Source organism: Bradyrhizobium cosmicum (assembly GCF_032290525.1).
GTDB classification, from domain to species: domain Bacteria; phylum Pseudomonadota; class Alphaproteobacteria; order Rhizobiales; family Xanthobacteraceae; genus Bradyrhizobium; species Bradyrhizobium cosmicum_A.
Map to the genome: position 1 here is coordinate 1 of NZ_JASXTA010000361.1, position 257 is coordinate 257.

The window sequence follows — 257 nt, forward strand, 5'->3', positions numbered from 1 at the left end:
GCGTTACCGATGCCAATAATGTCTTTGACGCCAACATGAACGGGATCACGGGCTACCAAAACCTGGTTCGCACCAGCACCGTTACGAAGACCGGAATAAAACTGGATGCCAGCGTCCAGTTCACTGCCGAGGTACCGGTGACCTTCATGAAGGTGCTTGGGTTTCAGAAGCTGACGGTAACAGGCGTTTCAAGCTCGGCCGCCTCGCTGCCGCCGTATCTCGATTTTTATCTGACGCTGGACGTCTCGGGCTCGATG

At 55.3% G+C, this 257-nt stretch carries 1 pseudogene; it reads left to right on the forward strand.

Annotated features, from left to right (window positions below):
• Positions 1–35: 35 nt before the first annotated feature.
• Positions 36–257 (forward strand): annotated as a pseudogene (locus QSV46_RS40250) (pilus assembly protein); the annotation flags it as partial.